Here is a 17794-nt window from a genome sequence, read left to right on the forward strand (position 1 = left end):
CGATTGCTGAGGAGATGGAAGGGCTTATCTACGCCTGCACGGAGCATGCTGAGACCGTGAAGGGAATTCTGGGTGGGTGTGGAATTAGCAAAAAGGACAGAGCATATCGCCCGCTATTTAGTGCATGGAAGGACGCCACAGACTTGTTGGATGAGATGACCAATACCATGAAGCATCAGGAAGCTAGGTGTCGCTTTCATACGGTTCATATTCGACATGGCGAAATTTTCCTGCCTTTGCATGGTTTTTTTATTGAGGGATACAAGGAGAATGCCCTCGGGCCGCACCCTGTTGTTCATCGTGATCATCCAGTCTATTCAGTCACTTGGCTGGCCTGGGGTGCGATCGAGTTGGTGTTGGTGTTGAATATGCTTATGCAGTCCTCGATCACTGAGAAATTTGGAGTTCTGCCCTTCGCAAAAACGGACCGACCTGAGCTGCGATCTGCTATTTATGAGGCCGCCCGGCTGCCCGCGTATAGCTTTGGTGAGGCTCATTTTTTAACTACCTCGCATGCTGCTTTCATCCTTCCAGATGGTCCGAGGAAGGATTTGCCAGCCTACGGATCCATCTACTACCCATGGGTGCGTGATCAGGCAGTCGCCTTGGTCGGTGGTGCAACGATGCATGTAGCGGATGGTCAAACAAGGTCGTTCCAGGTCGTTTCCCCGGAAAGAGCTGTGTTAATCGACTGGAAGGTTGTTATCCGTCCGGAATAGATCGCGCGTCAGGGTTTGCGACCGCCAACGAACTGATTTGCTAAAGTCCCGGCCCCAAGTGTGCATGGCGCCATGATTTCCTCAGTCAACCTTATACACACTGAAGCCTCGCTTTCCACGCGCTTTGATGTCCAAGTTGAGAAGGTCATTGAAAAGATTTTTGGTGCGATACAGATAGCCTTGCAGTTTTTCCTGGGCGTAGAACGGGTCCTCATCCTCGGCGCTAGACAGAATTCCTTTGTAGAGGCCGCTACAGCGTGAGGCCATTTCCCTCACTTGCAGCCATGCTGGGAGGAAGTCAGGCCCAGGGAGATCAGTCAGTTTCAGCTCGTCTGCCGCCGCAGCTATAGATGTCCATTCTGCGTGATGTCCCCACTCGCTGAGCCCCCGCCTGCCAGACTCATTGCTTGCATCCTCTTCGAGTTGCGTCATCATCTTTATCAGATGCTGGGTGTAATGAAGGAACTGATCTGCACCATCAAGCTTCCGTCGACGTTCCTGCCATCTTGGCACCGCTGCTGCAGCGTAAATGGCTACTGCAGCGAAAAGGGCTTGAGCCCAAGCGGCTGCAGCAGACCACCAATCCAACGGTTGGCAAAGTATCTGAAGCGGGTAGCAGTAATTCGGATCGGCCATGGAACTGCCCTCCAATTAGTGGAGGGCGAAGCATGAAGCGTGCATGTCTGATCGGCAACAGGTTCGAGGCCCATCCGGCCCGGTTTGAAGCGGATAAAGATTCTGATACTCCTGTCGGCCGATGTGGGAGACGTCAATACCGTCGGGATGGAGGTGGCGGCGTGAAGTTGCGGCACAGGCGGCTGAATGCGAGATTTTTTCGGCGTGGGTTCTGGTGCTGGATGGCCGCCGACCACGTCTCAAACGAACGGGTCTTCACCAACAGGTCTACGGTGGGGAATATGGACTCATGGCTGGCCCGGCGCGAGATTTGAATTCTGTGGAAGCGCTAAGAGAAGCGGGGGGGGGGGGGGGGCGGGGGGCGTCAGGCGGTGCCGCTCCCGACCCTAGACACGCCCCGCCCGCGCGGCCCTTTGGTGGCTCAATGAAAGAAGAGCTCGTCGTGGTCTTGCTCATCTTGCGGATGACTCACCTTTGACTCATCTGTCGGCGTGGCCCCAAGCTTGGAGAGCATCGCGCTGAGCGCGTGCGTGGATGAAACACTGAGCTCTTCGCCCATCTACATACGAGCGGCCAGGATGCACACCTGACGCAATAGTAGGTGGTGCGCGGCATTGAGCCCCGTCGAGTACCGTACCGCTCACGCCAGAAGCTCTACTTTAGAACGTCTGCTTGACGGGGGAGCTTACTAGCTGGCCTTCAGCTATCTGTGCTGGCTAGCTTAAATGTTCTGGTAATGGCAGCACGCGAGGGCCTTGGACGTTAAAAGGTGGGATGCACTGGTGCCTATTCATGTTACTAGTCACCTTAGTCATACATATCGTCTTCTTCCTCGTCTTCGTCTTTGTCCTCTTCCTTAAGACCTATGTCATCGTCCAAATCATCTAATGAAACCGAGCCGTATTCATTCGGGTCATCGTCAAAATCCACATATTCATCCGCATCGTCACCGTCTAGGAGTGACAACCAGTCCTCCGCGTTGTCTCCTTTTGCTTTCTTTGCAGCTTCCTTGTCGAAGGTGAAAATGGGTCGGCTTTGAGCAAAGGGCTCGTAGAAATGGATGTCACGTTTGGCTAGGTCATTGAAGTAAGGGTTTGCGTCAACAGTGGCTCTCTGGAAGCCTCCCCAGTTGCGCAGTCCTGCTTCGTAGCAAAGCAGCCAGGAACTTCCGAATAGGTGTTGCTCCCCTCTTAAGTGATCCCAGACTGAGTGATCGATTGCAATCGGCAACTTACGGCTCTGTTCCAAGTCCAGGAGGATTAAGCTACACACGGAGCTGCGCATTGTTGAAGCCTGGCGGACGTTGTTTGCGCTAAGCTTCAAGTCGAGCGATTTGCACATCCATAGACACCAAGCCACTTCGCTGTGGTGGTTCAGTGGTGCATGCTCTTCGATAATTGAGTTCGCCAAGCGCCCGAGCGCTCCCCGATCAATGGGATACCCGATCCTCACATACGTGCTGAGAATTCTTTCAACTTGTTGAAGCGTGTTTGGGTAAGCTATGGCAACATGGCATAGATGCGCTACGAAACTTTTCCAATTCTCCCTGCGGATAACCTTGGAAGCGGCCTTTTTAATCGCATAGAGCATTACGCTCTCATCTGTGTTTCGAGCGGCGGTACGCTTGGCTATCTCAAGGAAGTAGTGGAGATCACGACTTTGAGTGGTGGCTTTTCCCGATATCTGAAAGGCTCGTAATTCATGAGTCCATAGGTCATCTGCCAATTCCACAGTTTCACAAATGCGGGTCTTCTCAAAGTTGATTTGCAGCTCATATTCCTGTAGCAGTCGAATCAGTGATGCGAGTGCATTGTCCGCGCCTTTGCGGGTGCGGAAGAATAGATAATAGTCATCGACGTACCTAAGTCCAGACAAGTCGTCGCTGAGTTCATTCCTTAGCTCTTTGTCAATCGCGGCTGTAATCAACTCAGCAATTATGTGTGACGTGTCCGGTCCGATCGGAAGCCCAATTGTCTGGCCATCTTGAAGGTTGCGGCTAGTCTCATCGAGCAAGTTGCCAAGGAGCTGCCGACCGCGATTGCGTTTGGCGACCGACTTCGAATGTAGGGCCCATGGTATGGAATGAGTGTAGATGGTCGGGAAAAACCTTGAGATGTCAGTTCTAAGTGCATATTTGAAGCCCGCTGACCGCAGTAATAAAAATTCAGCGTGTAGTTTCATGCTGGGGATGGTTGCTCCCCTTGAGGCTCTTGCTTGAATCCTTGGGCGACTAGCACTCAACTTGCTATGCCGGTAGTGTCTGAGCAACTGACCCCAATTGTCCGAGATATGCTTGGCGAGGTAAGTTTGTCCGATCGGGTTAGTAATGCCGGTCACTCTGCGCCGGTGTCCAGCACGCGCGACACTAAATGTCTCCGTCTTTGTTAGCGGGGCCTTTCGCGGCTCTTCGCGCCCATGGTGATGCCAGTCAGTCAAGACCGCATCATAGTTGTCGGCTAGGCCGCGAGTAGTGAAGCCTGCTGGCAATTGTGTGGGGAAGTAGCCTGCCTCTAGTAAGCGTTTCGTCCGATCCACGATGATTCCCCCGTAGTGTAGGTGCCATCTTATTCGGTTACGTGCTGTCTAGTGAATTTTCAATTCACCGTGGACAAGCTGACGTCGATGAGAGCTGGATGAGAGCTGGATGGAAGTGATGAGTGCGGGCGGGGGGGGGGGGGCTCATGACCGCTCACCTCCCAGCCCCAAGGTGAGAGGAATTCGTCTTTTTTTCTTAGTCTTATGCATGCCAAACTTGGACTCGTCGTTCGGAGCTGCGCTGCCGGACGTAGCGGTCATTGCTTTGGATGCTTGAGTGGTGGATAGGCTTGTGCCTTCGCCGGCTCCAATCTGTGCGGTGAGGATGTTCGCGACCCGTCGAGCGATAACGACGAACCGTCGCGTCGAGCGGTTGAATCGAAGACCCAAAGTGGACACCCGGATGGCGGCATTGCGCGTGGCTCTGAGTGCACGCCTGATACTGCTATCGGCCAGCTTGTTGGACGGGCTCAGCTGCCCTAAGATCGAGCGGCTCAAGGGGTGCTCCACACGGCTGTAGATAAGTCGTATAGTCGGACCCACAGGCGGTCTAATGCGTAGTTGGACCTAAGGATCAACGTTGACATCACTTATTGCATCTCTCAGCGACAGCGAGATCCGACAAGCTTGTCGAGAGAAAATTGAAGCACTAGAGCACTGGCTACGCCGCATGATAGATGATGCCCTTGCGGCTAAGTACGAGGACTATTTTTCCCACACTGATGCCTCTGGCAGCAGGATCATCAAGAGCGCAATTGCGCAGGACGCCCTTTCGCGTAGGGAACGGGAACCTCAAAGGTATCCTCGCGCAATTGACGCCATTCTATTGGAGGACGCAATCGACATCGTTTGCAATCCTCAACTGTTCAAAGAAAACTTCCGAGTTCCTTTGCGTCAAGCGTTCCCAGATGGCCGAGAAGAAGCAAGAACATTCCTTAAGCGAATATCCGCCCCAAGGAACAATCTTGCCCATTCAAACGCTATCAGCCTCCGCCAAGCGGAGCAAGTTGTTTGTTACGCCAATGACGTTATAGATTCTCTTAAGGCGCACTATCGAAGCATTGGTATGGATAATAATTACGACGCTCCTCTCATACTTAAACTGACAGACTCCTTTGGGAACTCCTTTGTCCGCAGTCAATTCTCTCCGGTCCATGACGGCGGAATCCTCAAGACCTTCCTTGAGGATAGCGAGCTTCACCTGAGGCCAGGCGACGTTCTTACTCTTGAAGTAGAGGTTGATCCATCGTACGACCCTACCTCTTACAACATCATTTGGTCATCTACCAAAGCTTGGTCCGATCAGCCCCAAACTGAGTGCAAGGTGGTGATACCAATTACGAATCGACAAGTGGGCCAACAGTTCAACGTCATGTGCACGGTGACGGCCAATCGCGAATGGCATCGAATGGGGATGGACGCGGATGACTTCTTGTTGCTTTACTATCGGGTTCTCCCTCCGGTCTCTTAGGTCTAACAATTCATTCAAGCCGACGCTGCTTTGCGTTGCGGCCTGGAACAGGCGGTCTCGAACGTTCACCATTGGCGGAAAGAGCATAGCCGGGACGGGGCCGTTGCACCTGGGGTAGCGTCCCCTTTCGACTAGAATTGGAATTTGGTCAGCTGCTCGGTACCGGCGACGCTTTAGTTGCTTGCCGGGCTTCGCCCGATTAGCCGCAACGGAATCAGGAGATTGCGTCATGCGTTGGGTCAGAGTCGCATCCACGTTCTTCATGGCCATCGTCGCCACGGCCTGCAAGGCACAAACAACCACAAATGCGACGCTGGATTACGACCGATTGATCCAGCTAGATGCCGAAAATCTTGCAGAGACCGGTATTGGCGAAGCCTACATGCAAGTTCTGCCAGAACTGCAGAAGTATGTCTCCCAACCCGCGCGCGTCGAAGAACTGATTGACCCCGACCTGCCGCGGTACGCTATCCGGGTCCATGGTACGGAGTACGTCATCTACTCTGCTGATGGTGCGGGGAGTGAAGATGCGAGCTGGGGCACCGCTACTTACGTATTCTTCAAAGTAGTCAATGACCAACTCGCCAACACAGACGTTCGCTTCTTCGCGGTCGATGCAGGCAATGATCTGGGTGGGTTGTTTCTCACTCCAGAGCAAGCTGAGGCGTCGCGAGCCACACTCCCACGCCCTTCAGACTGGCCGTATCTCCCAGAAGCTGCCGGCCCTTGGTATGGGCAGCAGCACTAGCTGAGATTGCAAATGACCGCCTCTGGTCGAGAGCGGAAATTGGTGCCGTAGCGATTTCCACGAAAAGCTCATGTCGACCCAAGCTCTCCCCGCAATTCATCAACAAACGCCCGCCCCACCGGCACCTCAGCCCCATCATTCAACACCAGCCAATACCGGCTCCCCGAAGCAGCATGCAACGTCCGCACATGCTTCAAATTGACCAGATACGACCGATGGCAGCGCACAAAGTCCGGCGGTAGCACGGCAGTAAGACTCGCCAGCGACTTGTCATGCAGCTCACTCCGCCCATCGCGCATCCGCACCTCGCTGTAATCCCCATCAGCACCAATCCAAAGCACATCGGCCAGCTCCACCATCGCCGTCCCCTGCGCATGCCAGATGCCCAGGTAACGCGCTGCCCCAGACCGATACCGGCCAACATCCAGCAGCCGCTCCAGCGCTTGCCCCAGCCGCTCGCGTGAGAAAGGCTTCGGCACGAAGTCCAGCACCCCATGCTCAAATGCCTGCAGCGCCCGTTCCCGATGTGCGGAGACCACCACGCAGTGGTATCGGCCAGCCACCACGCGCTTCAGCAGGTCGAAGCCATCCTCGCCCCCCAAATTCAGATCCAGCAGCAGGCCGTCATACACGCTGCGCTGCAGCCGGTCACCGGCGGCGTCCAGGTCGGCCACGGCATCGAATCGCGCGCGGCTGCCAGCCAGTTCGGTACACATCCGCAGCAGCCGCTGGCGAACCAACAGCTCGTCCTCGACGATCAGGATGCGCATGTCAGCTCCATACGGCCGTACCAGTCGTTGCCGTCGGCGCCCTGCTCGAAGCGCCAGCCCTCCGGACAGGTAGCTGCAAGGCTGGCCGCGATATAGCGGGTGCCCGTGCCTTGCCCGCGATGCGGCGCGGTCCCACGGGCGCTGCGCAGCTCCAGCATCCAACGGTCGCCGTCGCGTTGGATACGTAGGCGGAAGGGATGCTCGGCACACGCGACCGCCCCCGCATGCGTGAGCGCATTCTCGACCTGCGCATGCAGCACGCCGGGCGGCAGCCACAGGCCAGTGTGCTCGCCCTCGACCTCGAAGCCGATCTGGCGATCCAGCGCGAGGCCGACAATGTCCAGGTGGTTGCGGCACAGCGCCAGCTCCTCTTCAATCGGCACGCTGGGGCGGGTGCTGCTTTCACGCAGGCGGTCGAACTGCTCGGCCAGCGATTCGACCAGGCGGCTGGCGCGCATCGGTGCTTGTTCGATCAGCTCCTGCAGGCCGGTGAGGGTGTTCATCAGCCAATGTGGCTGGATGCCCCGTTGCAGCAGTTGCAGCGAGAGGCGGGCGCGCTCTTCGCGCAGCTGCGCGTTGTGGTGGTCCAGCGTACGCAGCTGCGCGGCGTGGCGGATCAGCAGAAAGCCCATCAGCACGGCCAGGAACAGGAAGTAGGGGCCGTCCAGGAAGATGCCGCCGGCGAAGGGCACGGCCAGCGCACCGGCCACGACCAACGTCAGGATCGGCCAGCGCTCGTCAGGCTCACCACGGGCGCGCAGCAGCACGTAGGCGGAGGTCAGCAGGCTGAGCAGCAGGAGGGCAGCACCACGGCCATCGAAGCTGGGGACGAAGGCGGCCAGCGCCAGCGCTGTCGCGAGATAGACCATGCGTGCAGTCTTCGGAACGGCGACGCCGAAGCGACGCACCAGATAGGCCGGCAACAGGATTGCTGCAGCCAAGTGCAGCAGGAGCAGCACGAGCAGCCGCGGGCCGTGCCACGGGTAGGTATAGCCCACCAGCGGGCGCCATGCTTCAACCACGGGCAACGCAAGGCCGACGACACCCAGCGCCAGCAGCACGCGCGCACCCGGCACCCGTGGGCGGCCACGCTGTGCAGCGAGGAAGTACAGGCACGCCGCACCGAGTGCACCGGTGGCGAGCGCGGCGATCAGCCACGGTCCAATGCCGTGGCTGTAGATCGAGGCGGCTGGCCCGATGGCAACGAAGGCATCCGCACTCCGCAGCTTGAACCACTGGTGATGGCTGGAAGCGAGCAGCACCAGCGTATCGGTGCCGCTGGGCGAGGAGGGCGGCAGCACGCGGATGATGTCCACCTGTCCCGGCCACTCTTCGTCTGCGTTGCGGCCGACCGCGCCATCGGCGGCCAACGGCTTGCCGTTCCAGAAGGGCTGGCTGGCGGCGCGCACCGAGATGCGTAATGCACGGTCAGCAACGTCGTGTGCGGTCGGCGCAGGCAGGCGCCAGCGCAGCCAGTAAGGGCCGCGCCACTGCACCAGCTCGCGTTGGTTGGCCGGTTGCCAGTCGAGGGTCTTCGGCGGCGCGGTGGGCAGTGCGCCATCAGCACCCAACGTGACAGGTGCCATCTCCTGGGCTTCGTAGTAGCGCACGCCCGGTGGGGGCGCGACCAACAGCAGCCACGCGGCGACCGCGATGAGCAGGACGGCGAGGGCGGTCAGGGTGCGTGGAATCTGCATGGGCCCATCGTATCGGTTGCACGGAGTCACTGGACCCCCGTCTGGAGCTGTTCGGCGGACGGGCGCTCCCCGGTTGCCTTGGGCGCGGTGATGCTGGCGGCGTAGTGCATGCGCCAGCCCTTGGCGCCCGGTTCGTCCTTCTTCCCACCCGGAGTCCGTCATGTCCACTGTCTCGCCCTGCCTGTTCCCTTCCCCTTCGTCCGGTCGACGCCTGCGGGTCACGCGACTGGCGGCACTATGCCTGGCCGTTGTCGGCGCCTCGCCTGTACTGGCACGTGACGCGTCGGCGCCGCTGGTGTTCACCCCGTATGCGTTCGAGACGCAGAAGCACGGCACCATCGACGCCGAGGCGGGCTATCTGGAGGTCCCGCGGCGGCATGCCGACCCGAACGGGCCGCGCATGCGCCTGCGGGTGGTGCGCCTGCCGGCGACCGGCGGCAATGGCCGTGTGGCACCGGTGGTGTATCTGGCCGGCGGTCCCGGTGGCTCGGGCGTCGGGACCGGGCGCGGTCCGCGCTGGCCGGTGTTCGATCAGGTCCGGCGCGAGACCGATGTGCTGCTGCTTGATCAGCGCGGGGCGGGTGAGTCCGAGCCGCCGCCGTCGTGCCCGCACCAGCACACGTTCGACGATGCACAGCCGCTGCAGCGCGATGCGGCGCTCGCCGCGCTGCGTGACGTCGCCGCCCGCTGCGTGGCGTATTGGCGGGAAGCCGGTGTGGACCTGGGTGCCTACACCACCGTCGAGAGTGCCGGCGACCTGGAGGACCTGCGTCGCGCGTTGAAGGTGCCGAAGATCAGCCTGTGGGGCATGAGCTACGGCACCCATCTGGCGCTGGCCACGGTGCGCCTGCACGGCGCCGGTCTGGACCGCGTGGTGCTGATGGGGACAGAAGGCCCCGACGACACGTTGAAGCTGCCGCTGTCGGCCGATGCGCTGCTGGCGGAGTTGAGCGTGCTGGCCAAAGGAGCGGGCTTCGATGATCTGACCGGCTCGGCCACGCGCGTGCTGGCCGCCCTGCGAGAGCAGCCGCGCCAAGGCCACAGTGTCATGCACGGCGGCAAGCCGGTGATGATCGGCGAGTTCGACGCGCAGTTGGCGATCAGTGCCTGTCTCGGGCGCCGCATGACCCAGCAGTGGCTGCCGCTGATCCTGCGCGATGCCGAGAACGGTGACTACGACCTGCTGGCAGCGATGGTTCTACTGCTGCGCAGTGAACACGGCAGCTACGGCGCGATGCCGCTGGCGATGGATGTGGCGTCCGGCCAGACTCCGCAGCGCCGCGCACTGGCCGAGACGCAGGCACGCGAGAGTCTGTTCGGCGATGCGCTGAACTTCCCGTTCCCGGCACTTGGGGATGGCTTGGGACTGGTCGATCTTGGCGATGCCTTCCGTGGTCCGCTGCGCAGCGATGTGCCGGTGTTGTTCATCAGTGGGACATTGGATGGGCGCACGCCGCCCGCCAATGCCGAGGCATTGCGGCCCGGGTTCAGCGACAGCCGCACATTGCGGGTGCGCGGGGCCAGCCACGACAACGAACTGTGGCTCGGGAACCCTGCCATCGCCGCAGGCCTCACGGACTTCCTGGCAGGTCGGCCGGTGGGTGATGCGGCCTTGGAGGTGGCACCGCCTGTGTTCGCCAGGAGCAAGAGCGATCTGGTGGATCCGCGCGGGCGCTGAGAGCTGTCTGTAACTGCGCCTGTGTGCAGGCGCAGTGGACCGGCCGAGGTGTATGGTTTCGGCTGGCCCCGGCGCTTGCGCCCACACAGGAGGACACGATGACCGATTCAACGGTGGCATCTGTGCACGGCACGCCTCAGGATTACGGCGACACGCTGTACCGGGTCTACTTCGAAGTGGGCGAGTGGGAAGGCATCGCGCGCGAGGCCATTACCGCCTTCCTCGTCGAGCGCGCCAGCGACAATCCTGACTTCGACTTTGACGCCTCGCTGCTGCACGCGCGGCCCCTCGGTTATGAAGTGGACCTGCCGATGCAGCTGATTCCCGAGGTGGTACGTGCCCTGGCCGAGCGGAATGTAGCGGTGTATCAGGTGGTCCGGCTTGGCGGGATCTGACCGGCACGCCGCCTGCCCGGGACAGGGGCCGTTGGCAGTGCCTGGGCATCACCGCCTCGGCTAAGATGGCCGCGATCCCCGGAGACCGGCTGCACGGCAAGGAAAACCGATGTGTAAGACAGCCCGCGATTCAGTAGCCGCATCAGTGCGATGGGCACTCGTTGCACTTTTGTTGCTACCGCTGCCGGTGATGGCATCCGATTTCACCGGCGTGCTGACGCTGTTCATCGCGATGCCGCTCTTCCTGCTTACCGCATTGGTGCTCGGCCTGTTGCTCGTGTTCCGTCGTCATCGCTGGGTGCGTGTGATGGGGACGATTGTCGCTGTCCCGATCCTGCTGGCCGGCATCGGTGTGGCCTGGTTGGATACCTGGCGGGCCTGGCCGTCTCTCAGTGATCGCGATCCCGTCCCGCCCGCGATGATCGTCATCCTCTATGTGCTGATGTGGCTTGGTCTGCTCGCCCAAGCGTGGCTGCTGTGGCGTTGGCCGTCACGGCCCCGGCGAACCGGCACGCCCACCGCTGTATCGCAAGCGCCTGATTCCCCATGATCACCGGCGGACGCACTGCGCGTTCGCCCCTCCCGTTTCCCAACCTGGCTAGAGGCAACAATGGCGGATCCTTACAACAGCGGTGGCCGCGCAGGTCCCGCAACCCGGCTCGACGATTCCATGGTGACCACGGCGATGGAGCTGCCCGGCTTCCGCGTGGTGCGCAGCCTGGGCGTGGTACGTGGCATTACCGTGCGCTCGCGCTCGATCGTGGGCAACTTCCTCGGCGGGCTGCAGACCATCTTCGGCGGCAACATCACCATCTATACGCAACTGTGCGAGCAGGCGCGCGAAGAGACCTACCGGGACATGTCCAACCATGCGCGCATGCTCGGTGCCAACGCGATCATCGCAATGCGCTATGACGCTACCGACGTGATGACCGGCCTGACCGAAGTGCTGTGCTACGGCACGGCGGTGATCGTCGAACCGACGCACCTCTAAGCTGCCCGCTCGCGATACGTCCCGCGTATTGCAGCCTCCTGTGGTTGGTATTGGCATCCGCGCAGCGCAGCGCGGATGCTGTCCACATGACGATCAACGACACGCTTTCTTTCGCTGGCCAGGTGGCCCTGGTCACCGGCGCCGCCCGCGGTCTCGGCTTCGCCTACAGCCGGTTGCTCGCGCAGCGCGGCGCACACGTGGTGATGCAGGATATCGGCGCCGGGCTGGATGGCACCGGCAGCGATCCGCAGCGGATCGATCAGGCAGTTGCGCGCCTGCGTGCGGATGGCCTCTCTGTCGAGGCCAGCCATCGAGGCATCGCTACCCGTATCGAGGCCGCCGCACTGGTTGCCGAGCTGCTGCAGCAGCATGGCCGCCTGGACGTGATCCTGCACAACGCCGGCTGGGTCGAATATCAACGGATCGACGCGGTGGACGAGGATCGCTTCGACCACATGATGGCGGTCGCGGCCAAGGCACCGCTGTGGCTGGCCCAGGCGGCCTGGCCGGCGATGCAGGCGCAGGGGTATGGCCGCATCGTGCTGACCACCTCCGACCGCGCGCTGTATCCGCAATACGTGCAGCACGGGCTGGCGGCGTATGCGGCGGCGAAATCGGCCGCGGTCGGCATCGTCAACGTGCTGGCGGCCGAGGGCGCGGCGCGGGGCATCGTGGTCAATGCGGTCTCGCCGGTGGCCAAAACCCGCATGTGGGGCGTGCAGGGCGAGCCGGATGAACTGTTTCCGGAGGCGGTGGCACCCGGTGTGGTGTTCCTGGCCTCGCGCGCCTGCACCGAGGGTGGCTGGATCCTGCGTTCCAGCAACGGCCAGTTCCATGCCACGCGGCTGACCGAGGCCGAGGGCGTGCGCTATCCGCGCGACCTGCAGGCGGTGTCCGCCGGCAGTGTGGAGGTTGTCGCCGCGCACTGGCCGCAGATCGCCACGGCGGCCATCGAGCCGCGCTGACGCCTGCGCACGTCTCGGCGTACTACCCTTGGGGCTGTTTTCCCGCTCCGGCACCGCCCCATGGTCGATCTTCGCCAGCTCCGTCAGTTCGTCGCCGTCGCCGAGGAGCTGCACTTCCACCGCGCGGCCGCGCGGCTGCATATGTCGCAGCCACCGTTGACGGCGGCGATCCGCAAGCTGGAGGAGGAGATCGGGGCGGAGTTGATCCAGCGCGGCAACCGCACGTTGGGGCTGACAGTTGCCGGCCAGACGCTGCTGGCCGAAGCACGTCTGACCTTGCAGCAGGCCGACCACGCGTTGCTCGCCACCCGTGATGCAGCCGCCGGACGCACAGGGCTGGTAAGGCTGGGCTATGTGGGCAGCGCGCTGTACGGGCGGTTGCCGCAGGTGATCCGCGCCTTTCGTGCGCAGCATCCGCAGGTGCGGCTGGAGCTGATCGAAGCGACCTCGGCAGGGCAGCTCACGCTGCTGCGCGAGGGCCGCATCGATGTGGCGGTGCTGATCCCCCCGATCCACGATGCGGCGGACATGCGGCTGCAGGACTTCGATGAGGACCGCTTGGCCATTGCATTGCCCCGCGCCCATCCGCTGGCGCAGCAGGCCACCGTGCCGGTCGACGCGCTGGCAGCCGAACCGTTCGTGCTGTGGCCCGCGCGCGAGGGGCAGGGCTTCCACGCGCAGGTCATGCGTCTCTGCGCGGATGCCGGGTTCAGCCCGCGGGTGGTGCAGGAGGCGCACGGGATGCATGCCGTGCTGTCGCTGGTGGCGGTGGAGGCCGGAGTATCGATCGTGCCGGCCAGCATGGTCGGCTTCCGCCAGGAGGACGTGGTCTACCGGCCGGTTGCGGGCGACGCTGCACACTTCACACTGCAGCTGTGTACGCCGGCCAGTGATCCATCGCCGGCACTGCGCCACCTCCTTGATCTGGTCAGGGAGGCCGCTCCACTGCAGGTGCGGTGACAGGCGGAAAACGGCGGTGCTTCAAGGGAGCGCGGCGGTCAGTATCTGGCAGGTCGCTTGGCAGTCCGTGGTGTTGAGCGCGTCGATCAGCGGGACCAGCAGTTCGCCATTCGCCTCGCCGGCGTCGCGCCGAAGCTGCAGTCCCTCTGCGACCTGTGCACGTTGCGGCAGCGGCAGTACGCGGGCCATCATCGCGGCGACCGGCTGGGCATCGCGGGCGAGTCGGCGGCGCTGCTCCTCAGGAAGCTCCTGCGAGGCGATGTGCCTGGCCAGACTCTGCAGTGCGGTGGCGCCGAAGTCCGCGGTGTTCTTGAGCATGGCCGGCTCGATGGGGTCCCGCTCTGATTCCGGACGTGCCGCGATGCGTTCTCCGTCAAGCCGCAGCTGCACTGCCGCGCAGCCAATGAAGAACACGGAGGCCTGCAGTATCTCGGGGCCGAATCGCGCGAGCTGTTCGTTGGCCCGGGGGGTGCTGGGGTTGGCCTCGATGTACTTCATGAGGTCGTCCGCAGCACCGCTGATGTGGTCGTTATAGGCGAATGCTGCAGTGCTGACGTTCTCGCAGAAGGCATCAAATCCGGCGCGGTCGTTTGCCTCGATCGTATCGGTCAGGACCGACAGATCGAGCACCCTGCGCATCTGCGTCTGCATGGTCTCCAGCGAAACGCCAGTCGCCGGTACGTCGTTGGCATTGAGCCCCTGCATCTGCGAGAGCGCCTCGCGTTGAACGGCCAACGTGGCGTCCAGCCGGGCATTGGCCTGGGCGACGTTCGCACCCAGTGCAGCTGTCAGGGCAAGCAGCAACGGTGGGCCGTGCCGAACGATGGAGCCAGCATCCATGTCTATCTTCGCGGTGCGTGTGAGGGGCGCGAGTATAGGCCAGCTCGTTGCGCATTCAGCGCGTGCGCTTCACCCACGCGCGCACCACCAGCGCGATCAGCGCGCTGAACACGAGCCAGGAGATCACATCGAACACGCCGTCGCCGATCAACGCGCTGACCAGCCCGACCACGCTGACCAGTGCGATCCACGCCGGGGCGATGAACGGGCTGCGCGGTGGCTTCACCGGTGCGCTCATGCGGCACCGCCGGTCTTCGCGGCGCGCTCGATCTCGGTGACGCGTGCCTCGGTACTGCCGCGCTTCACCCACAGGTACAGGCCGCTGATCAGCACCACGATGGTGAGCAGATCCAGCAGCGCCCACAGGACCTTCAGCGGTAGCTTGCCGTAGTCGCCGAAGTGCAGCGGCTGGCTCAGCAGCAGCACGCTCATATAGGTCGGCAGCTGCGGCTGAGCAGTGAGTTCGCCGGTCTTGGCATCGATCAGCACGGGGCGATACAGCCGTTCGGTAAGCGCGGTGTTGCCCTGCATGAACACCCCATAGTGATGGTCACCGCTGTAGCCGGTGCCGGGGAAGCTGACAAAGGCCGGGCGCATGCCGGGCTCGGCGGCGCGGGCGGTGTCCACGGCGGCCTGCAGCGAGGCCAGCGTAGCCGGGCGCGGTTGGCCGGCATAGCGGGCGGCGAACTCGCCGAGCTGCTCGCTCTGCCAGGCCTGTTCCAGCGGCTTGGCAATGGTGTTGATGGCGCCGGTGATGCCCACCACCAGTGCCCAGCCGAGGGTGACGATGCCCAGCACGTTGTGCAGGTCCAGCCAGGCCAACCGACGGTTGCGACCGGTGCGCAGCGTGCCGAAGCGCTGCTTGCGCATGAACGGTCCGTACAGCACCAGCCCGGAGATGATCGCGACCGCGAACAACAGCCCCATCGCGCCCATGAACAACATGCCCGGCAGACCGAGGAACAGATCGGTGTGCAGACGGTAGAGGAAATACATCACGCCTTCGTTGAACTGCGCGGCCGGCAGTACCTCGCCGGTGGTCGCATGCAGCAGCGCGGTGTGCATCTGCGGCGGCGGCGTGTCCGCGCGGGCGCCGGTGTTGACGTACACGGTGGGCGCATCCGGATCCCAGCCAACGAACAGCGGCACATCGCCGGGATACTGCGCCAGCGCGGTGCTTACCTGCGCGTCCAGATCACGCGGGGGGGCGTCGGCGGCGGTTGTGGCGACCTCCGGCTCGCTGAGGTGGGCGATCTCCTCGGCGAACACCAGCGGCAGGCCGGTCAGGCACAGCAGCAACAGGAACAAGGTACAGACCAGGCTGGTCCACTTATGGATGACAAACCAGGCCTTGATGGTGGCACGTTGCATGAAAGCTCTCTGGCGATGGCTGGAGGCGCGGTATGGGCCGGAATTATCGAGACGGGGGTCTTCAAACGCAAATGCGTCTCACATCATTGGCGAGTTCAGGAAAAGGCGCTTTCATCTTGTTGACCCATTCCGTTCACGGTTTCGATGCCCACCGGTCAGTAGCGTAGATCGTCCCCACCGCACTTGGAGACATGCCATGAATCCCCTGCAGACGGCCGCGCGCGCGATGCGCAACGGACTGGAAGAAGTGGCGGCCCTGCTGGTCGGTGAGCGCGCGGAATCCCTGCGCCAGGACGATACGGCCGCACCCGGGGTGGGCATTCCGATGCCGCGCCGGCTGCCCCTCAAGCGCCCGCTGCTGCACGGGCGCAAGGGCATGGCCCCGTGGCAGAAGATTGGCCCAGGCCGTCGCTAAGGGCTTTTGGCATCGGCGGGGTGGTTGACCCCGTCGTTGACCGGCACCTCATGGATATCGAACGGATTGACGCCGTCCAGGCAGCCAACGTTGTAGCCGTATTCGTCCGGCGATGAACGGCGCTGGTGGTGGGTATAGATGCCACACACGCTGCAGAAGTGATGACGGGCGACATGTGTGTTGAACTGATACAGGCGCAGCTCGTCGTGCCCCTGTACGACCTCCAGATCGGCCAGCTTCACCGAGGCGACGATCGCGCCGCGCCGCCGGCACATCGAGCAGTCGCAGCGCCGCGGCGAGACCACGCCGTCGGGCAGATGCAGGCGCAGGACGACGGCGCCGCAATGACACCGGAGTAAATGGTGCCGCTGGATGGGGACACCCCCGACCGTGGTCAGACCCTGCATGGATGGCGCGTCCTGTAGCCGTTCAGAGGGCTGGAAGTATGCGGCCGGTCGCCCGGCCCGGGCCAGCGGGCGGCTGCCGGCGGGTGAACGCCGCCCGAAGCTGAACAGGCTCGACATGCGGCGCACACAGGGGTTATGGCTAACTAGCGCCCCGGATAGACGACGGATCGATGCGTGAAGAAGGCAGGACGATGGGGGCTGGCGCTGCTGATGCTGCTGGCGGCGCTGTGGATTACTGGTTTGCTGGCCTATCAGCTGCCGGGTCCGGGCTGGTTGCGGTATCTGCTGGTTGCGCTGTGGGTGGTGTTCGCCGTCACCGGTGCGGTGGGCGTGGCGCGTGCGCGCGCCGGGCGCTGGCCAGGCGTCCTGTACGGCGTGGCACTGGTGCTCTCGGGCATCTGGTGGCTGCTGCTCACTCCCCGCCAGGATCGGATCTGGGCCGATGACGTCGCCCAGCGCCTGAAGGTGGTCGAGGTGGATGGGTCACGCGTGGTGCTGGACAACGTCCGTGACTTCACCTGGCGCAGCGAGACCGACTACGACGCGCGCTGGGTGCGCCGCGAATACAACCTGGACCAGCTGCGCTCGGCCGACCTGATCATGTCCTACTGGATGGGCCCGGCGATCGCGCACACGCTGATCTCGTTCGGCTTCGACGATGGCCGCTACCTGGTGTTTTCACTGGAGATCCGCAAGGAGCGCGGCGAGTCGTTCTCGGCGCTCGGCGGGTTCTTCCGCAAGTTCGAAATGACCCTGGTTGCCTCGGAGGAATCGGACATCGTGCGCACGCGTACCAACGCGCGGGGCGAAGACGTGTATCTGTACCGTCTGCACGGCATGACCCAAGAGCAGCTCAAGGGCTTGTTCCTCTCCTATCTGGGCGAGGCCCGCAAGCTCGATGCCGCGCCGGCGTTCTACAACACCCTGACCAGCAACTGCACCACCATCGTGTACGAACTGGCCAAGCAGATCGCGCCGGGCCTGCCGGTGGATTACCGGCTGCTGGCCTCGGGCTACTTCGCCGAGTACGCGCGTGATCTGGGCGTGCTCACGCCGGGCGTGCCGTTCGAGACGCTGAAGGCACGCGGACGCATTACCGATCGTGCACGCGCCAGCAGCGAGACCGATGATTTTTCACAGGTGATCCGCCGGGGCGTCCCGGGGGCAGAGCAGGGAAGCGTTCCATGAGTTCC

At 62.5% G+C, this 17794-nt stretch carries 20 protein-coding genes; 11 read left to right on the forward strand and 9 right to left on the reverse strand.

The features are described 5' to 3' along the window. Nucleotides 1-14 precede the first annotated feature (14 nt). Nucleotides 15-719 carry a hypothetical protein gene (locus ABE463_RS13415; protein WP_346468503.1) on the forward strand — a complete coding sequence of 235 codons (705 nt, stop codon included), beginning with the start codon at nt 15-17 and terminating at the stop codon, nt 717-719. Nucleotides 720-800: 81 nt separating this feature from the next. On the opposite strand, the gene ABE463_RS13420 is transcribed toward ABE463_RS13415, so the two are convergent. The 3 genes from ABE463_RS13420 to ABE463_RS13430 all read right to left on the reverse strand — a co-directional run bounded on the left by ABE463_RS13420 (nt 801) and on the right by ABE463_RS13430 (nt 4388). Continuing rightward, nucleotides 801-1355 carry a hypothetical protein gene (locus ABE463_RS13420; RefSeq protein ID WP_346468504.1) on the reverse strand — a complete coding sequence of 185 codons (555 nt, stop codon included), beginning with the start codon at nt 1353-1355 and terminating at the stop codon, nt 801-803. Between the two features lie 807 nt (nt 1356-2162). Further along, nucleotides 2163-3536 (reverse strand): RNA-directed DNA polymerase, encoded by a 1374-nt coding sequence (locus ABE463_RS13425; protein ID WP_346468505.1) that lies wholly within the window; start codon nt 3534-3536, stop codon nt 2163-2165. Nucleotides 3537-4034: 498 nt separating this feature from the next. Next, the gene (locus ABE463_RS13430; RefSeq protein ID WP_346468506.1) at nt 4035-4388 is read right to left on the reverse strand and encodes a hypothetical protein; all 354 of its coding nucleotides are present in this window, start codon (nt 4386-4388) and stop codon (nt 4035-4037) included. A gap of 82 nt (nt 4389-4470) precedes the next feature. On the opposite strand from ABE463_RS13430, the gene ABE463_RS13435 reads away from it, so the two are divergent. After that, the gene (locus tag ABE463_RS13435) at nt 4471-5361 is read left to right on the forward strand and encodes a hypothetical protein (protein ID WP_346468507.1); all 891 of its coding nucleotides are present in this window, start codon (nt 4471-4473) and stop codon (nt 5359-5361) included. 262 nt (nt 5362-5623) lie between these two features. Next, nucleotides 5624-6109 (forward strand): hypothetical protein, encoded by a 486-nt coding sequence (locus ABE463_RS13440; protein ID WP_346468508.1) that lies wholly within the window; start codon nt 5624-5626, stop codon nt 6107-6109. A 68-nt stretch (nt 6110-6177) separates the two neighbouring features. On the opposite strand, the gene ABE463_RS13445 is transcribed toward ABE463_RS13440, so the two are convergent. Next, nucleotides 6178-6879 (reverse strand): LytTR family DNA-binding domain-containing protein, encoded by a 702-nt coding sequence (locus tag ABE463_RS13445; RefSeq protein WP_346468509.1) that lies wholly within the window; start codon nt 6877-6879, stop codon nt 6178-6180. Then, the gene (locus ABE463_RS13450) at nt 6867-8576 is read right to left on the reverse strand and encodes a histidine kinase (protein ID WP_346468510.1); all 1710 of its coding nucleotides are present in this window, start codon (nt 8574-8576) and stop codon (nt 6867-6869) included. Before ABE463_RS13450 ends, ABE463_RS13445 begins: the two co-directional genes overlap by 13 nt. Before the next feature lie 160 nt (nt 8577-8736). Between ABE463_RS13450 and ABE463_RS13455 the strand changes: the two genes are divergently transcribed. The 6 genes from ABE463_RS13455 (at nt 8737) to ABE463_RS13480 (ending at nt 13568) form a co-directional block, all read left to right on the forward strand. Beyond that, nucleotides 8737-10254, forward strand: a complete 1518-nt coding sequence (locus ABE463_RS13455) for an alpha/beta fold hydrolase (protein ID WP_346468511.1) — start codon at nt 8737-8739, stop codon at nt 10252-10254. A gap of 98 nt (nt 10255-10352) precedes the next feature. Continuing rightward, the gene (locus ABE463_RS13460) at nt 10353-10649 is read left to right on the forward strand and encodes a hypothetical protein (RefSeq protein WP_346468512.1); all 297 of its coding nucleotides are present in this window, start codon (nt 10353-10355) and stop codon (nt 10647-10649) included. Nucleotides 10650-10758: 109 nt separating this feature from the next. Further along, nucleotides 10759-11199 (forward strand): hypothetical protein, encoded by a 441-nt coding sequence (locus ABE463_RS13465; protein WP_346468513.1) that lies wholly within the window; start codon nt 10759-10761, stop codon nt 11197-11199. A gap of 60 nt (nt 11200-11259) precedes the next feature. Then, the gene (locus ABE463_RS13470; protein ID WP_123728530.1) at nt 11260-11643 is read left to right on the forward strand and encodes a YbjQ family protein; all 384 of its coding nucleotides are present in this window, start codon (nt 11260-11262) and stop codon (nt 11641-11643) included. An 86-nt stretch (nt 11644-11729) separates the two neighbouring features. Further along, nucleotides 11730-12608 carry an SDR family NAD(P)-dependent oxidoreductase gene (locus ABE463_RS13475; RefSeq protein WP_346468514.1) on the forward strand — a complete coding sequence of 293 codons (879 nt, stop codon included), beginning with the start codon at nt 11730-11732 and terminating at the stop codon, nt 12606-12608. A gap of 60 nt (nt 12609-12668) precedes the next feature. Beyond that, nucleotides 12669-13568 carry a LysR substrate-binding domain-containing protein gene (locus ABE463_RS13480; RefSeq protein WP_346468515.1) on the forward strand — a complete coding sequence of 300 codons (900 nt, stop codon included), beginning with the start codon at nt 12669-12671 and terminating at the stop codon, nt 13566-13568. 21 nt (nt 13569-13589) lie between these two features. Here the strand turns inward: ABE463_RS13480 and ABE463_RS13485 are convergent, their stop codons facing one another. From ABE463_RS13485 to ABE463_RS13495, 3 genes are all read right to left on the reverse strand, one after another. Then, nucleotides 13590-14372, reverse strand: a complete 783-nt coding sequence (locus tag ABE463_RS13485) for a hypothetical protein (RefSeq protein ID WP_346468516.1) — start codon at nt 14370-14372, stop codon at nt 13590-13592. Between the two features lie 91 nt (nt 14373-14463). Further along, a complete protein-coding gene (locus ABE463_RS13490; RefSeq protein WP_346468517.1) occupies nt 14464-14646 on the reverse strand; it encodes a hypothetical protein in 183 nt (60 codons plus the stop codon). Beyond that, complete coding sequence (locus tag ABE463_RS13495) at nt 14643-15779, reverse strand: PepSY-associated TM helix domain-containing protein (protein ID WP_346468518.1); 1137 nt, start codon at nt 15777-15779, stop codon at nt 14643-14645. Before ABE463_RS13495 ends, ABE463_RS13490 begins: the two co-directional genes overlap by 4 nt. A 196-nt stretch (nt 15780-15975) precedes the next feature. Here ABE463_RS13495 and ABE463_RS13500 point away from each other — a divergent pair, with 196 nt between their 5' ends. After that, on the forward strand, nt 15976-16194 hold the full coding sequence (locus ABE463_RS13500; protein WP_346468519.1) for a hypothetical protein: 219 nt from the start codon (nt 15976-15978) through the stop codon (nt 16192-16194). Here the strand turns inward: ABE463_RS13500 and ABE463_RS13505 are convergent. After that, nucleotides 16191-16601: a GFA family protein gene (locus ABE463_RS13505; protein WP_346468568.1), complete on the reverse strand. Its 411-nt coding sequence runs from the start codon at nt 16599-16601 to the stop codon at nt 16191-16193. The two genes, ABE463_RS13500 and ABE463_RS13505, sit on opposite strands and share 4 nt — an antisense overlap. A 210-nt stretch (nt 16602-16811) precedes the next feature. Here ABE463_RS13505 and ABE463_RS13510 point away from each other — a divergent pair, with 210 nt between their 5' ends. After that, nucleotides 16812-17789 (forward strand): DUF4105 domain-containing protein, encoded by a 978-nt coding sequence (locus ABE463_RS13510; protein WP_346468569.1) that lies wholly within the window; start codon nt 16812-16814, stop codon nt 17787-17789. The last annotated feature ends 5 nt before the right edge of the window (nt 17790-17794 follow it).

The organism is Stenotrophomonas sp. TWI819, assembly GCF_039673075.1.
Taxonomy (GTDB): Bacteria; Pseudomonadota; Gammaproteobacteria; order Xanthomonadales; family Xanthomonadaceae; genus Stenotrophomonas; species Stenotrophomonas rhizophila_B.

Bases quoted from the DNA above. Each gene is read 5' to 3' on its own strand.
- ABE463_RS13415 (WP_346468503.1), top strand. From the start codon at position 15: ATGGAAGGGCTTATCTACGCCTGCACGGAGCATGCTGAGACCGTGAAG.
- ABE463_RS13420 (WP_346468504.1), bottom strand. From the start codon at position 1,355: ATGGCCGATCCGAATTACTGCTACCCGCTTCAGATACTTTGCCAACCG.
- ABE463_RS13425 (WP_346468505.1), bottom strand. From the start codon at position 3,536: ATGAAACTACACGCTGAATTTTTATTACTGCGGTCAGCGGGCTTCAAA.
- ABE463_RS13440 (WP_346468508.1), top strand. From the start codon at position 5,624: ATGGCCATCGTCGCCACGGCCTGCAAGGCACAAACAACCACAAATGCG.
- ABE463_RS13445 (WP_346468509.1), bottom strand. From the start codon at position 6,879: ATGCGCATCCTGATCGTCGAGGACGAGCTGTTGGTTCGCCAGCGGCTG.
- ABE463_RS13450 (WP_346468510.1), bottom strand. From the start codon at position 8,576: ATGCAGATTCCACGCACCCTGACCGCCCTCGCCGTCCTGCTCATCGCG.
- ABE463_RS13455 (WP_346468511.1), top strand. From the start codon at position 8,737: ATGTCCACTGTCTCGCCCTGCCTGTTCCCTTCCCCTTCGTCCGGTCGA.
- ABE463_RS13460 (WP_346468512.1), top strand. From the start codon at position 10,353: ATGACCGATTCAACGGTGGCATCTGTGCACGGCACGCCTCAGGATTAC.
- ABE463_RS13465 (WP_346468513.1), top strand. From the start codon at position 10,759: ATGTGTAAGACAGCCCGCGATTCAGTAGCCGCATCAGTGCGATGGGCA.
- ABE463_RS13470 (WP_123728530.1), top strand. From the start codon at position 11,260: ATGGCGGATCCTTACAACAGCGGTGGCCGCGCAGGTCCCGCAACCCGG.
- ABE463_RS13475 (WP_346468514.1), top strand. From the start codon at position 11,730: ATGACGATCAACGACACGCTTTCTTTCGCTGGCCAGGTGGCCCTGGTC.
- ABE463_RS13480 (WP_346468515.1), top strand. From the start codon at position 12,669: ATGGTCGATCTTCGCCAGCTCCGTCAGTTCGTCGCCGTCGCCGAGGAG.
- ABE463_RS13490 (WP_346468517.1), bottom strand. From the start codon at position 14,646: ATGAGCGCACCGGTGAAGCCACCGCGCAGCCCGTTCATCGCCCCGGCG.
- ABE463_RS13495 (WP_346468518.1), bottom strand. From the start codon at position 15,779: ATGCAACGTGCCACCATCAAGGCCTGGTTTGTCATCCATAAGTGGACC.
- ABE463_RS13500 (WP_346468519.1), top strand. From the start codon at position 15,976: ATGAATCCCCTGCAGACGGCCGCGCGCGCGATGCGCAACGGACTGGAA.
- ABE463_RS13505 (WP_346468568.1), bottom strand. From the start codon at position 16,601: ATGCAGGGTCTGACCACGGTCGGGGGTGTCCCCATCCAGCGGCACCAT.
- ABE463_RS13510 (WP_346468569.1), top strand. From the start codon at position 16,812: ATGCTGCTGGCGGCGCTGTGGATTACTGGTTTGCTGGCCTATCAGCTG.